The 12,968-nt window shown below is 75.3% G+C and carries 10 protein-coding genes and 1 pseudogene; 10 read left to right on the top strand and 1 reads right to left on the bottom strand.

All coding sequences use genetic code 11. From position 1 onward, the window contains the following. The first annotated feature begins 452 nt into the window (after positions 1-452). From ACFWI8_RS02225 to ACFWI8_RS02180, 10 genes and pseudogenes are all read left to right on the top strand, one after another. Entirely contained in the window at positions 453-1,229 is a 777-nt protein-coding gene (locus tag ACFWI8_RS02225; RefSeq protein WP_387084586.1) for a thioesterase II family protein, read from the top strand. Positions 1,230-1,300: 71 nt separating this feature from the next. After that, positions 1,301-3,103 carry an ABC transporter transmembrane domain-containing protein gene (locus ACFWI8_RS02220; protein ID WP_387084584.1) on the top strand — a complete coding sequence of 601 codons (1,803 nt, stop codon included), beginning with the start codon at positions 1,301-1,303 and terminating at the stop codon, positions 3,101-3,103. Beyond that, positions 3,100-4,875 (top strand): ABC transporter ATP-binding protein, encoded by a 1,776-nt coding sequence (locus ACFWI8_RS02215; RefSeq protein WP_387084582.1) that lies wholly within the window; start codon positions 3,100-3,102, stop codon positions 4,873-4,875. The genes ACFWI8_RS02220 and ACFWI8_RS02215 overlap by 4 nt, the downstream gene beginning before the upstream one ends. 354 nt (positions 4,876-5,229) lie before the next feature. Beyond that, entirely contained in the window at positions 5,230-6,441 is a 1,212-nt protein-coding gene (locus ACFWI8_RS02210) for an SfnB family sulfur acquisition oxidoreductase (RefSeq protein WP_387084580.1), read from the top strand. A gap of 68 nt (positions 6,442-6,509) precedes the next feature. Continuing rightward, the gene (locus tag ACFWI8_RS02205; protein WP_387084578.1) at positions 6,510-7,664 is read left to right on the top strand and encodes an LLM class flavin-dependent oxidoreductase; all 1,155 of its coding nucleotides are present in this window, start codon (positions 6,510-6,512) and stop codon (positions 7,662-7,664) included. A 22-nt stretch (positions 7,665-7,686) separates the two neighbouring features. Next, the gene (gene ssuE / locus ACFWI8_RS02200; protein WP_311595083.1) at positions 7,687-8,238 is read left to right on the top strand and encodes an NADPH-dependent FMN reductase; all 552 of its coding nucleotides are present in this window, start codon (positions 7,687-7,689) and stop codon (positions 8,236-8,238) included. 119 nt (positions 8,239-8,357) lie between these two features. Continuing rightward, entirely contained in the window at positions 8,358-9,944 is a 1,587-nt protein-coding gene (locus tag ACFWI8_RS02195; RefSeq protein ID WP_387084575.1) for a phytoene desaturase family protein, read from the top strand. A gap of 97 nt (positions 9,945-10,041) precedes the next feature. After that, positions 10,042-10,584 (top strand): annotated as a pseudogene (locus ACFWI8_RS02190) (putative T7SS-secreted protein); the annotation flags it as partial. Positions 10,585-10,957: 373 nt separating this feature from the next. Next, a complete protein-coding gene (locus tag ACFWI8_RS02185) occupies positions 10,958-11,278 on the top strand; it encodes a hypothetical protein (RefSeq protein ID WP_387084796.1) in 321 nt (106 codons plus the stop codon). A 110-nt stretch (positions 11,279-11,388) separates the two neighbouring features. Then, entirely contained in the window at positions 11,389-11,682 is a 294-nt protein-coding gene (locus ACFWI8_RS02180) for a hypothetical protein (protein ID WP_387084573.1), read from the top strand. Between the two features lie 82 nt (positions 11,683-11,764). Here the strand turns inward: ACFWI8_RS02180 and ACFWI8_RS02175 are convergent, their stop codons facing one another. Next, the gene (locus tag ACFWI8_RS02175; protein WP_387084572.1) at positions 11,765-12,907 is read right to left on the bottom strand and encodes an LLM class flavin-dependent oxidoreductase; all 1,143 of its coding nucleotides are present in this window, start codon (positions 12,905-12,907) and stop codon (positions 11,765-11,767) included. Between the last annotated feature and the right edge of the window lie 61 nt (positions 12,908-12,968).

The raw sequence follows: 12,968 nt of genomic DNA, 5'->3' as shown, positions 1-12,968 counted from the left end.
CACGAAGCGAGAGGCTGACATGAACGAGGCTGCGCCGACAGCCACGGCGGCCGCCGGGGGAGCGCGCCGTCACAGCCGCGCCCCAGCCGGCGGCGCTCGCCCACCCCTGCCCGCTCGCCGTCCACGCGCCGGCTTATCCGCGCCGGCCGGGTAGCCGGCGCCCGCGCACCCGCCTCCCCCTCCCTCTCCCGAGCCCCCTCCGGCCACCACGGAGGGCGCCGTCTCCGTGCCGGCGCACGCCCAGCGCCCGGTCGGACCGTTCCCCCGCGCAGGTCGGTGCCGCCCCACGGGCGCGGCCCCGGTCGACAGCGGCCGGGGACGCCCCGGCCCGGAGGCGGCTTGGCCGGTCGGCCTCGCGCTCCGAACGAGCGGCCACGGGCGCGAGGCCCGGCCGTCCGACCCCACACGCCCCGGACCACCGCACACCGCGAGCGAAGGAAAGCGACCCCTCCATGACCGACCAAGCCGCTCCCACGGCCCCGGCCGACACCGACCGCTGGATCCGCCGCTACCACCCCCAGCCGGACAGCCCCGTCCGGCTGGTCTGCCTGCCGCACGCGGGCGGCTCGGCCAGCTTCTACTTCTCGATGTCCCGGGCGCTCGCCGGCACGGCCGAGGTGCTGGCGGTCCAGTACCCGGGCCGCCAGGACCGGCTCAAGGAGCCGCCGTTGGAGACCGTCCAGCAGCTGGCCGACGCCGTCTACGCGGCCCTGCTGCCCTGGGCCGACCGCCCGCTCGCCTTCTTCGGCCACAGCATGGGCGCCGTCGTCGCCTTCGAGACGGCCCGCCGGCTGGAGCGCGAGAAGGGCCTGGTCGCACCGGCGCTCTTCGCCTCGGGGCGCCGCGCGCCCGCCACCCGGCGCGCCGAGACGGTCCACCACCGCGACGACGAGGGTCTGGTGGCCGAGCTGCGGAACCTGAGCGGCACCAACTCCCAGCTCCTCGCCGACAGCGAGATCATGCGCATGGTGCTGCCCGCCATCCGCGCCGACTACCGGGCCATCGAGACCTATGTCCGGCCCCCGGGCCCGGGACTGCGCTGCCCGCTCCACGTGCTGACCGGCGACGCCGACCCCAAGGTCACCGAGGCCGAGGCCGAGGCGTGGCGGGAGGAGACCGAGGGCCCCTTCGACCTGCGGGTCTTCCCCGGAGGCCACTTCTACCTGACGGAACACCAGGAGGCGGTCACCGCCACGGTCGCCGCCACCCTGCGGTCCGCGCCGGCGTGAGCGGGAGCCGGCTCCCGGCGCCATGTCGTGATCCACGCCCACCGGGTAGCGTGCCGTCCCGGGGGTGATCCATGCGGCCGGAGCGGGAGACCACGCTGGACACGGACGTCACACGACTCACCGGGGTTCCCGACCGGCGCTCGGCCGGCCGGTACCTGTGGTGGCTGGCCCGCCGGCAACGCGGCCGGGTGGCCGCCGGGATGCTGTTCGGCTCCTCCTGGATGGCGGGCCTCACGCTGGCGCCGCTGGTGCTCGCCCGCGCCATCGACGAAGGACTGGTCCCGGGCCGTCCCGGCGTGCTCGCGGGCTGGTGCGCGGCGCTGTTCGGCATCAACGGGCTGAGCGCCTGGTGCGGCATGATGCGGCACCGCACCATGACCAAGGTCAGGATGGACGCCGCCTTCCGCACCGCGCGGCTGGTGAACGACCAGGCCACCCGGCTCGGCGCCACGCTGCCGCGCCGGGTGACCGCGGGCGAGGTGGTCACCATCGGGATGCGCGACGTCGGCGTCGCCGGCCAGGCCCTGACCATGGCCAGCTCCGGCGCCTCCGGGGTGCTCGCCTTCGGCGCGGTGGCCGTGCTGCTGCTGACCGTCTCGCCACCGCTCGCCGCCGTGGTGCTGCTCGGGGTGCCGGTGCTCGCGCTGCTCGTCGGGCCGCTGCTCGGACCGCTGCGTGGCTCCGAGGCCGCCTACCGGGAGCGGGAGAGCGGCCTCACGGCGCGGGTGCTCGACATCGTCGGCGGGCTGCGCGTGCTGGGCGGGCTCGGCGGCAAGGACGTGCACGCCGAGCGCTTCCGGCGCGACTCGGCGCGGCTGCGCGCCGAGGGCTACCGGGTCGCCGCGGTCACCAGCTGGATCCAGGCGCTCGCCGGCGGCCTGCCGGTGCTGTTCCTGGCCGTCGTGACCTGGCTGGCCGCCAGGCTGGCGGCCCAGGGCTCCATCACGGTGGGCGAACTCGTCGCCGTCTACGGCTACGTGGCGGTGCTCTCCATCCCCGTCAACTACCTGATCGAGGGCGCGTACGACGTCAGCCGTGGCCTCGTCGCGGCCCGCCGGATCATCCGCTTCCTCGACCTGGAGCCGGAGGGCACCACCACAGGGCCCGGCCTGGCCCCGCCACCCGCCGACACCCCGCTGCACGACCCGGACTCCGGGGTCAGGGTCGCGCCGGGACTGCTGACCGCGCTGGTCAGCGCCAGGACCGCCGAGACCGGCGCGGTGCTGACGCGGCTCGCCGGATTCGCGCCCTCGGCGGTGACCTGGGGCGGCGTCCGGCTCGACGGCATCGCGCGGGCGCGGGTCCTGGACCGGATCCTGCTCGCGGAGAACGAGGCCGACCTCTTCGCCGGCCCGCTGCGCGCCGTGCTCTCCGGCCGCCGGCGGCCCGACGACGCGGCGATCGCCGACGCCGTGCGGGCGGCCGCCGCCGAGGACGTGGTGCGCGGCCTGCCGGCCGGGCTCGACACCCCGCTGTTGGCCCAGGCCAGGAACCTCTCGGGCGGCCAACGGCAGCGAATCAGGCTGGCCAGGGCGCTGCTCGCCGACCCCGAGGTGCTGCTCGCGGCCGAACCCACCTCGGCCGTCGACGCGCACACCGAGGCCGCCATGGCCGCCGGGCTAAGCGCCGCGCGCGCCGGCCGCACCACCGTGGTCGGCACCGCGTCGCCGCTGCTGCTCGACCGGGCGGACACCGTGTACCTCCTGGTCGACGGCCGGGTCGCGGCCGTCGGGACGCACCGTGAACTGCTGGCCGGCGAACCCGAGTACCGGCGTCTCGTGGCGCGGGGCGAGGACCCGGCGGACGGCGAGGACGACCTCGGACGCGGTGACCTCGACGGAGACGACGCGCCGGCCCAGGGGGTCCTCCGATGAGCGCCGGTGCCGGTGCCGGCGTCGGCGGCGACGCCGCCCCCGGGCTGCCGGTCGCCGAGCCCGCCGCCGTCGCCCGGGCCGCGGTCGGCCTGATCCGCCGGGACGGCCGTGCCTTCGCCGCTCTGCTCGGGCTCAACGCGCTGGCCGCCGGCGCCGGCCTGGTCGCCCCCTGGCTGCTCGGCCGCGTCATCGACGAGGTCGGCGCCGGCGCCGGGGTGGCGACCGTCGACCGGCTGGCGCTGGCCATCCTGCTGTGCGGGCTCGCGCAGCTGCTGCTGATCCGCTGGGCGCGCCTGGTCGGACACCGGTTCGGCGAGCGGACCCTGGCCCGGGTGCGCGAGGGGTACGTGACGCGGGCCCTGGCGCTGCCGCCCTCGGTCGTGGAGCGCGCCGGCCAGGGCGACCTGGCGGCGCGCGGCACCACCGACGTCTCGGCGGTGGGCGGCACGCTGCGGGACGCCGCGCCCGACGTGCTGATCGCCGCGCTCCAGGCGCTGTTCGTGCTGGGCGCGGTCTTCGCCCTCGACCCGCGGCTCGGTGCCTGCGGCCTGCTCGGCCTGGTCGGCTGCTGGTTCTCGCTGCGCTGGTACCTGCGCCGGGCGCGCACCGCCTACCTCGCCGAGGGCGCGGCCAACTCGGAGCTGGCCGAGCTGCTCGCCGCCACCGCCTCGGGCGCCCGCACCGTCGAGGCGCTCGGGCTGCGCGAACAGCGCCTCGCCGCCTGCGAGGCGGCCGTCGAGCGGTGCCGGACCACCAGGATGCGCACGCTGTTCCTGCGCGGCGTGCTGTTCCCCACCACCGACCTGTCGTTCGTGGTGCCGGTGGTCGCGGTGCTGCTGGTGGGCGGCGCGCTGCACGCGCGGGACGCGGTGAGCCTCGGCACGGTCGTGGCCGCCGCCCTCTACCTCCAGCAACTCGCCAACCCGCTCGAGGTCATCCTGATGTGGGCCGAACAACTGCAGAGCAGCGGCGCCTCCTTCGCCCGGGTCGAGGGCGTCGGCCTCGCCGCGGGGCCGCCCCCGGCGGCCGGCGGTCGCGCCCCGGACGGCGACCTGATCGAGCTGACGGGCGTGGGCTACGCGTACGGCACGGGGCGGGACGTGCTGCGCGACCTCGACCTGACCGTGCGTCCTGGCGAGCGGCTGGCCGTGGTGGGCCCCTCGGGCGCGGGCAAGACGACGCTGAGCCGGCTGCTCGCCGGCGTCGACGCGCCGCGCACCGGCAGCGTGACGGTGGGCGGGGTGCCGGTCGCCGAGCTCGCCCCCGACCAGCTGCGCCGACAGATCCTGCTCGTCACGCAGGAGCACCACGTCTTCCTCGGCACCGTCCGGGACAACCTGCTGATCGCCGCCCCGACCGCCGGGGACGGCGAGCTGTGGGCGGCGCTTGAGACGGTCGGCGCCGACTGGGTCGCCGAGCTGCCGGCCGGCCTCGACACCGGTCTCGGGGCCACCGGGCACCGCGCCGACGCCGCGCAGGCCCAACAACTCGCCCTTGCGCGCGTGGTGTTGGCCGATCCCCACACGCTGGTGCTGGACGAGGCGACCGCCCTGCTCGACCCGGCGACCGCACGGCACACGGAGCGCGCGCTGGCCGCCGTGCTGCGGGGCCGCACGGTCGTCGCCATCGCGCACCGGCTGCACACCGCCCACGACGCGGACCGGGTCGCGGTGCTCCAGGACGGCCGGCTGACCGAGCTCGGCCCGCACCATGAACTGGTGGCGGCGGACGGGGCCTACGCCGCGCTCTGGCGGTCCTGGCACGGCCGCTGACGACCCCTCGCACCGGCGGCCGGTCGTCTCGGATGACGAACCGGGCATTGACGGTCAGGGGTGGTCATGCTTGCATCGAACCATGTCCGGTGCCCGGATCCTGACCCGCCGCCGCTGCGTGGACTTCCTCCGCGTCGCCGCCGCGATCTGTCGCGCTTCCAGCTGACGCCTCCGCGCCGCGCGCACTGCGCGCCCTCGCGCCCGGCGCGTCCGTGACCACGCTCCGACCGGCCGTCCCGCCCCACCTACCGCTCGCTCCCGCCGAGCGCGTTCCCGCCTGCCCGCGCGCCGCCGCCGGCCGGGCGGTCCGCCGTGCCCGCGCGCCGCCGCATCCCCCTTCCGTAAGGAGACCGCATGCCGGGGTCCGCCCCCGCCGCCGCCCATGTGATCGAGGACGACACCGAGGCGCTGAAGGTCGCGGCCGAACTCGCCGACGCCTTCCGGGCCGGTGCCGCCCACCGGGACGCCGAGCGCGAACTGCCGCGCGCCGAGCTCGACCGGCTCTCGGCGAGCGGCCTGCTCGCGGTCACGGTGCCGGCCGAGCACGGCGGGGCCGACGTCACCGCCGTCACCCTCGCCGAGACCTTCCGGCTCCTGGCCACCGCCGACGCCAGCCTCGCCCAGATCCCGCAGAGCCACTTCGTCTACGTCAACGTGCTGCGCCGGCAGGGCACCCCGGAGCAGCGGGCGTTCCTCCTCGGCGAGGTGCTGGCGGGCCGGCGGTTCGGCAACGCCCAGTCGGAGGCCGGCACCCGGCACGTCCAGGACTTCCGCACCCGCCTCGAACCCGAGCCGGACGGCGACGGCTACACGCTGACCGGCGTCAAGCACTACGCGACCGGCGCGCTGTTCGCGGACTGGATCCCGGTGCTGGCCAAGGCGGCCCACGACGGCGACCGGCTGCACGTGGCGTACGTGCCGCGCGACGAGCCCGGGGTGACCGTCGTCGACGACTGGGACGGCATGGGCCAGCGCACCACCGCGAGCGGCACCGTCCGCCTCGACCGGGTGCACGTGCCCGCCGACCGCGTGGTGCCCCACCACCTCACCTTCACCGGGCCGCAGCTGCACGGCGCCACGGCCCAGTTGCTGCACGCAGCGATCGACGTCGGGATCGCCGGCGGGGCGCTGGCCGAGGCCGCCGAGTTCGTCCGCACCAGGAGCCGCCCCTGGTTCGAGAGCGGGTTCGAACGGGCCGCCGACGACCCGCTGCTGATCCAGCGGTTCGGCGAACTCGCCGTCCAGCTGCGGGCGGCCGAGGCGCTGCTCACCACGGCCGCGCGCGCCGTGGACGTGGCGCGCGCCGGGCTCACCGACGGCAGCGCCGCCGAGGCGTCGATCGCGGTCGCCGCCGCCAAGACGTTCTCCGCCACCGCGGCCGTCGAGATCTCCTCCGCGCTCTTCGAGGTCGCCGGCACCCGCGCGGCGCTGAACGGCCTCAACCTGCACCGCCACTGGCGCGACGCCCGCACCCACACCCTGCACGATCCGGCCCGCTGGAAGGTGCAGCACATCGGCCGCCACCTGCTCAACGGCACGCCGCCGCCCCGGCACGGCCTGTTGTGACGCCCCCTCGCCGACCACGCCCTGCCGACCACCTTGCTGACAACGCCCGCGAAAGAACGGAGAGTTCCGTGCCCCTCACCTTCCACTGGTTCCTGCCGACCAACGGCGACAGCCGGCACGTCGTGGGCGGCGGCCACGGCGCCGCCGTCACGGCCGCCGGGCGCGACCGGCCGCCGACGGTCGGTTACCTCGGTCAGATCGCCCGCGCCGCCGAGCAGTTGGGCTTCGTCGGCGCGCTGACCCCGACCGGCGCCTGGTGCGAGGACGCGTGGCTCACCACCGCGATGATCAGCCAGCACACCGAACGCCTCAAGTTCCTGGTCGCGTTCCGGCCCGGCTTCGTGTCACCGACGCTCGCCGCCCAGATGGCGAGCACCTACCAACGGCACACCGGCGGGCGGCTGTTGCTGAACATCGTGACCGGCGGCGAGAGCGCCGAGCAGCGCGCCTACGGCGACTTCCTCGACAAGGACGCGCGCTACGAGCGGACCGGCGAGTTCCTGCACGTGGTCCGGCAGTTGTGGGACGGCAAGACCGTCGACCTGGCCGGCGAGCGGCTGAGCGTGGAGGGCGCGCGCCTGACCCGGCTGCCGGAACCGGTGCCCGAGGTCTACTTCGGCGGCTCCTCGCCCGCCGCCCTCGAGGTCGCCGCCCGACACGTCGACGTGTACCTCACCTGGGGCGAACCGCCCGCCCAGGTCGCGCGGAAGGTCGCCCGGGTGCGGGAGCTGGCCGCCGCGCACGGCCGCACCCCGCGCTTCGGCATCCGGCTGCACGTCATCAACCGCGACACCTCGGAGGAGGCGTGGGCCGAGGCACGACGGCTGCTCGACGGCTTCGACCCGGCGACCGTGGCGGCCGTCCAGGAGGGCCTCGGCCGCAGCGAGTCCGAGGGGCAGCGTCGCATGCTGGCGCTGCACGGCGGCAGCCGCGACGGCCTGGAGATCCACCCCAACCTGTGGGCCGGGATCGGGCTGGTGCGCGGCGGCGCGGGCACCGCGCTGGTCGGCAGCCACGAGGAGGTCGTCGAGCGGATCCTCGAGTACCACGCGCTCGGCATCGAGGAGTTCGTGCTCTCCGGCTACCCCCACCTGGAGGCCGCGTACTGGTTCGGCGAGGGGGTGCTTCCCGTGCTCGAACGCCGTGGCCTGTGGCGGCACCCGGCCCGCCCCACCGGTGAACCCGTGACCGCCCAGGTCCCGTTCGCCGCCGCCCGACCCTGACCCGACACCGCGAGGTAGAACCATGGCCGTCGTCCTGTCCGTATCCGGAAGCCCCTCACCCACCTCCCGCACCGCCCGCCTCCTGCGCCACCTGGACGCGCGCCTCGCACTCCAGGGCCACGACGTGATCCCGCTCGACGTCCGCACCCTGCCGGCCGAGGCCCTGCTCGGCGCGGACCTCGCGCACCCGGCGATCACCGAGGTCGCCGAACTCCTCGCCCGCGCCGACGGGGTGGTCATCGGCACCCCCGTCTACAAGGCCGCCTACTCCGGGCTGCTGAAGACCCTGCTCGACCTGCTGCCGCAGTACGCGCTGGCCGGCAAGACCGTGCTGCCGCTGGCCACCGGCGGCAGCACCGCCCACGTGCTGGCCATCGACTACGCGCTGCGCCCCGTGCTCTCCTCGATGGGCGCCACCCACATCACCCCCGGCTGGTTCGTCCTCGACCGCCACATCCTGACCGCCGACGACGGCTCGCTCACCCTCGACCCCACGGCCGCCGAGCCGTTGACCCAGGTCGTCGACCAGTTCTCCCTCCACCTCGGGGCCCGGCTGCTGCGCCGCGTCTCCTGAACCTCCCGAGTCCTCCGAGTCCCCTGGCGACGACCGCGCGGGCCGGCGCGCGGCGCCGGCGGTCGCCGTCCGTGTGCGCGCCGTTCCGCCGCGTGGTGGCCCGTGTCACACTCCGTGGTATGCGACGTGCGGACGTGGTGGTGGTCGGCAGTGGGCACAACGCGCTGGTCGCGGCGGCCTACCTGGCCAGGGCCGGCCGGGAGGTCGTCGTGCTGGAGGGGAACGACCGGGCCGGCGGTCTGGTGCGCACCGACGAACTCACCCTGCCCGGCTTCCTGCACGACACCTACTCCTCGCTCCACCCGCTGTTCGTCTCCGGCCCCGCCTACGCCGAACTGGGCCCGGAGCTCGCCCGGTTCGGCCTGACGTACCGCGGCTTCCGCCACAGCTTCGGCGTCTCGCTGCCCGGCGCGGGCGGCAGCGCCGTCCTGTCCACCGACGCGGCCGAGAACGTGGCGGAGTTCGAGCGGCTCGCCCCCGGCGACGGCGCCGCGCTCACCGAGCTGCTGGCCGACTTCGAGCCCCATGTCGGCCCGGTCTTCGGTCTCTTCGGGGCCGAGTTGGCCGGCCGCGAGTCGGCTCGCGTCATCCACGACCTGATGCACGAAGGACGCACGTACTCCACGTTCGCCCGCGACTTCCTGCGCACCGCCCGCGACCTGCTCGAACACCGCTTCCGCTCACCGGTGTCGCGCGCCCTGCTGGCGCCGTGGACGCTGCACCTCGGCCGCGGCCCCGACGAGGTGAACAGCGCCTTCTGGGTGCTGCTCGTGCTGATCGCGGAGACCTCGGTCGGCTCGCCCACGCCCGAGGGCGGCGGCGAGCGGCTGGTGCGGGCGCTGGTCGCGCTGGCCGAGGCGCACGGCGGGCGGGTGGAGACCGGGCGCCGGGTCGACCGGATCCTGCTGCGGAACGGCCGGGCCGCCGGGGCGCGGACGGCGGACGGCGAGGTGGTGGCGGCCCGGCACGCGGTCGTCGCCTCGGTCAACCCCGACCAGCTGTACCTGCGGCTGCTCGCCCACGAGCCCGACGCCGTCCCGCCGCTGCTCCGGCGCCAGGCGGGCGAGTTCCGGTACGGGCGCGGCTGCGTGCAGATCCACCTGGCGCTGTCCGAGCCGCCACGGTTCGCCGACGAGCGGCTCGCCGCCGCCGGCCTCAACCACCTGACCGCCGGCCTCGACGGGGTGTCCCGCTCGGTCAACGAGGCCGCCAGGGCACTGCTGCCGGCCGAGCCGACGATCTCCCTCGACACCCCCTCCGTCGCCGACCCGTCCCGCTGCCCACCGGGAGCGGCGGTGGCGCGCCTGCAGATCCTCGACGTGCCGCTGCGCCCGCGCGGCGACGCGGCGGGCGAGATCGAGGTGGGCGACGCGGGCTGGACGACCGGGATCAAGGAGGCGTTCGCCGACCGGGTGATCGCGCAGGCCGGCCGGCACGCGCCGAACCTGCCGGGCGCGATCCTCGGCCGGTACGTGATCGGGCCCGACGACCTGGCCCGCTTCAACCCGAACTGCGGCCCCGGCGACCCCTACGGGGGCAGCCACGAACTGGCCCAGAGCTACCTGCTGCGGCCCCTGCCCGCCCAGCCCTCGCACCGCACGGTGGTGCCGAACCTCTACACCCTCGGCGCCGCCACCTGGCCGGGCCACGGCGTCAACGGCGCCTCGGGCTACATCGTGGCGCGCGAACTGCTGCGGACCGCCTGACCGACCGGTGCGCTCTTGTCCGTACGGCCCCACGGCGCCTACGGCGGTTGACACCTAGTCAGGTACATGATCGCGAAGCGGCCTGGGGGGGCATGGCATGGCGCGACCTTCCGACTGGAGTCCGGTCGACATGGACTCCGACCCGACCCCGGGGAACCCCGACGAGGTCCGGCAACTGGCGGACGAGTTACGGACCTTCGCGGTCGACGTGGGCGAGGCGCTTGGCCGGGTACGTGGGATGGTCGAGGACCGGGCGGTGATGGACTGGGCCGGCCTGTCGGCCGAGGCGTTCCGCTCGGAGTTCGACGGCGTGCCGGGCAACCTGGAGAAGCTCCAGACCTCGTACGACATGGCCGCCCAGGCTTTGCAGACCTACTGGCCGAAGCTGGAGACCGCCCAGGGCATGGCGGACCGCGCCCTGGACCGCGCGATCGCCGCCCAGGCCGACCTCTCCTCGGCGCAGGCGGCGCTCTCCGACGCCCAGGACTGGCTCTCCCGGGCCGGCGAGGAGGCCGAACGCCTGGAACGTGAGGGCGAAGGCGAGAACGTCGAACCGCCCTCGGAGGCCGAGGTCCGCGCCGCCACCCGTGACCGCACCGCCGCCGACGAGGCGGCGAGTTCGGCCCAGGGCCGGGTCGACGCGGCCGAGGAGGCGCTGACCGCGGCCCGCGAACTCGCCCGGCAGGCCAAGGAGTTACGCGAGGAGGCGGCCCGGCTCAGTGCCTCCGAGATCGACGAGGCGTCGGACGCCGGTATCCAGAACCGGCGGTGGTGGGAGGACGCGATTCACTGGGTGTCGGAGAACTGGGACACCGTCGTCGAGGTCTACAAGGTCGTCGTCGCCGTCCTCGGCATCGTCGTGATGATCATCGGCGGCCCGCTGGCCTGGGTGGTCCTCGCCGCAGCCCTCGTCGTCCTCGCCGACACGCTCTACCGCTACGCCAACGGCGAGGCGTCGCTCTGGGACGTCGCCTTCGCGGCGCTCGACTGCATACCGGTACTACGACCCCGCGATCGGCCGCTACCTCTCACCCGACCCGCTCGGGCTCGAACCGGCGCCGAATCCGTACGCCTACCCCGGCAACCCCCTCCTCTTCATCGACCCACTCGGCCTCGCGTCATACGGCGGAGGGGGGGTGATGCGGGGCCTGGACGACGGTCAACTTCTCGAGGCCATCAACGACCCTGACGACATCGGCTCGGTCGTCACCATTCATAACGACTCCGTAATGCAGGGTAATCATCGCATCAGCGAAGCGTTGTCCCGTATGAACGACCCGAACCACCCCGGAATCACGCCGGACACCGAGATTCTGGTCCTTGGCAGCCGGTAAGAAGGGGCATCATGAGACTTCGCCGGCTCCGCACACGCTTCGAACGGCGGATCCTCTCCCCCCTCGGCTGGCGGGTACCGGCAAGCGCACGGCGAGCCACTCCACAGGACATGGCAGAGCTGATCGAGGCGGCGCGGACCCGGGGATACAGCAGGACCGCCAAGGGCTGCGAACCGAACGACGGCCCGGACGCGTGGTGTGTGATCGTCGCCGTCCTGTACGAGGCCGTGCCCGAACCAGCCTGGATATGCCTCGTGTGGCAACCCAGCGGTTCGCGCGGCTACCGCCTGGATACCGCCCTGCATGACTTCGCCGGTCTCGGCAGGCTCCGCGCCGCGCAGAAGGACCGGGTGATCCAGGAGCTCATCACGGCAAGCACGGGAAGGACCGGCACAGAGGGATGAACCGTGGCCGGGGTGCGACCTCGGCCGTCAGCGCCTCGCCCGGGCCCCGTCGTGAAGGCCGGCCATCAGACCGGCGCCGCGCTCACGCGCCCAGCTCCGCCCACGCCGACGCCAGCAGCTCGTAGGAGCGCACCCGGTCGCGGTGGTCGTGGGTGATGGTGGTGACCAGCAGTTCGTCGGCCTCGGTGGCGTCGCGCAGCTCCCGCAGCAGCCCCGCGACCCGCTCCGGGGAGCCGACGAACTGGGTGTCGACGCGGTCGGCGACCAGCGCCCGGTCCGCTTCCGTCCACGGCTCGTCGCCGACCTCGCCGGGGGCCGGGAACGGGCGCGCGCCGCCACCGGCGCGGATGCTCCGCACCCAGGGGCCGTAGCCGGCGGCCAGCTCACGCGCGGTGGGGTCGTCCGGCGCCACCACCACGTCGGCCGAGACCTGCACGTGCGGCCGGTCGAGATCGGCCGAGGGGCGGAACGCCGCCCGGTAGGCGGCCACCGTCTCCAGCACGGTGCCGGGGCTGACGTGGTAGTTGGCGGCGAAGCGCAGCCCGCGCTCGCCGGCCACCCGGGCGCTCTCGCCGGCGCTGCTGCCCAGGATCCACAGCTGCACCTCCGCGCCCTCGCCGGGCACGGCGTGCGCGTCCAGGCCCTCGGGGGAGCGGTAGTCGCCGGCCAGCAGGGCCCGGATGTCGTCCACCTGCGCGGCGTAGTCCCGGGGTTCCGCGCCCGGCGGGAAGAGCAACTCCTGGTGGAGCCGGAAGCGGGGCGAGTCGAGCAGCCCGGCCGGGTTGAAGGGCCTCGGGATCAGCAGCGTGCCGACGCGGCGGGCCTCGGCCCGGGCGGCCGGGGGCGCCGGCGGGCGGGCGGCGTTCGACGGCGGCTTGCGGTGTCCGGAACGGCCGAGCCCCAGGTCGATGCGCCCCGGGTGCAGCGCGTCGACGAGGCCGAACTGCTCGACGACCGACAGCGCGGTCTGGTGGCCGAGCTGCACGGCGCCCGAGCCGACCCTGATCCGCCGCGTCGCGCCGGCGACCAGCGCGATCACCAGCGCCGGCTGGGAGCCGGCCACCCCTGGCGCCAGGTGGTGCTCGGCGATCCAGTACCTGTGGTAGCCGAACTCCTCGGCGCGGCGCGCCAGATCGACCGTGTTGGCGAGGGCCGCCGCGGCCGTGGAGCCGGAGCTGATCGGCACCAGGTCGAGGACGGACAGTGGCACGGGCCGCGCGGACATGGCACACCCTTTCGCTGCGTCGGATGAGTGGGCGGCCGGCACACCGGAGGGGATCGGTGGC

This window comes from Streptomyces sp. NPDC127098, assembly GCF_042722465.1.
Lineage (GTDB): Bacteria > Actinomycetota > Actinomycetes > Streptomycetales > Streptomycetaceae > Streptomyces > Streptomyces millisiae.
This window is presented reverse-complemented; position numbering and strand designations above follow the sequence as displayed.

Coding starts and splice junctions, on each gene's coding strand:
- ACFWI8_RS02215 (WP_387084582.1), top strand. CDS start 3,100: ATGAGCGCCGGTGCCGGTGCCGGCGTCGGCGGCGACGCCGCCCCCGGG.
- ACFWI8_RS02210 (WP_387084580.1), top strand. CDS start 5,230: ATGCCGGGGTCCGCCCCCGCCGCCGCCCATGTGATCGAGGACGACACC.
- ACFWI8_RS02195 (WP_387084575.1), top strand. CDS start 8,358: ATGCGACGTGCGGACGTGGTGGTGGTCGGCAGTGGGCACAACGCGCTG.
- ACFWI8_RS02220 (WP_387084584.1), top strand. CDS start 1,301: ATGCGGCCGGAGCGGGAGACCACGCTGGACACGGACGTCACACGACTC.
- ACFWI8_RS02175 (WP_387084572.1), bottom strand. CDS start 12,907: ATGTCCGCGCGGCCCGTGCCACTGTCCGTCCTCGACCTGGTGCCGATC.
- ACFWI8_RS02180 (WP_387084573.1), top strand. CDS start 11,389: ATGGCAGAGCTGATCGAGGCGGCGCGGACCCGGGGATACAGCAGGACC.
- ACFWI8_RS02225 (WP_387084586.1), top strand. CDS start 453: ATGACCGACCAAGCCGCTCCCACGGCCCCGGCCGACACCGACCGCTGG.
- ssuE (WP_311595083.1), top strand. CDS start 7,687: ATGGCCGTCGTCCTGTCCGTATCCGGAAGCCCCTCACCCACCTCCCGC.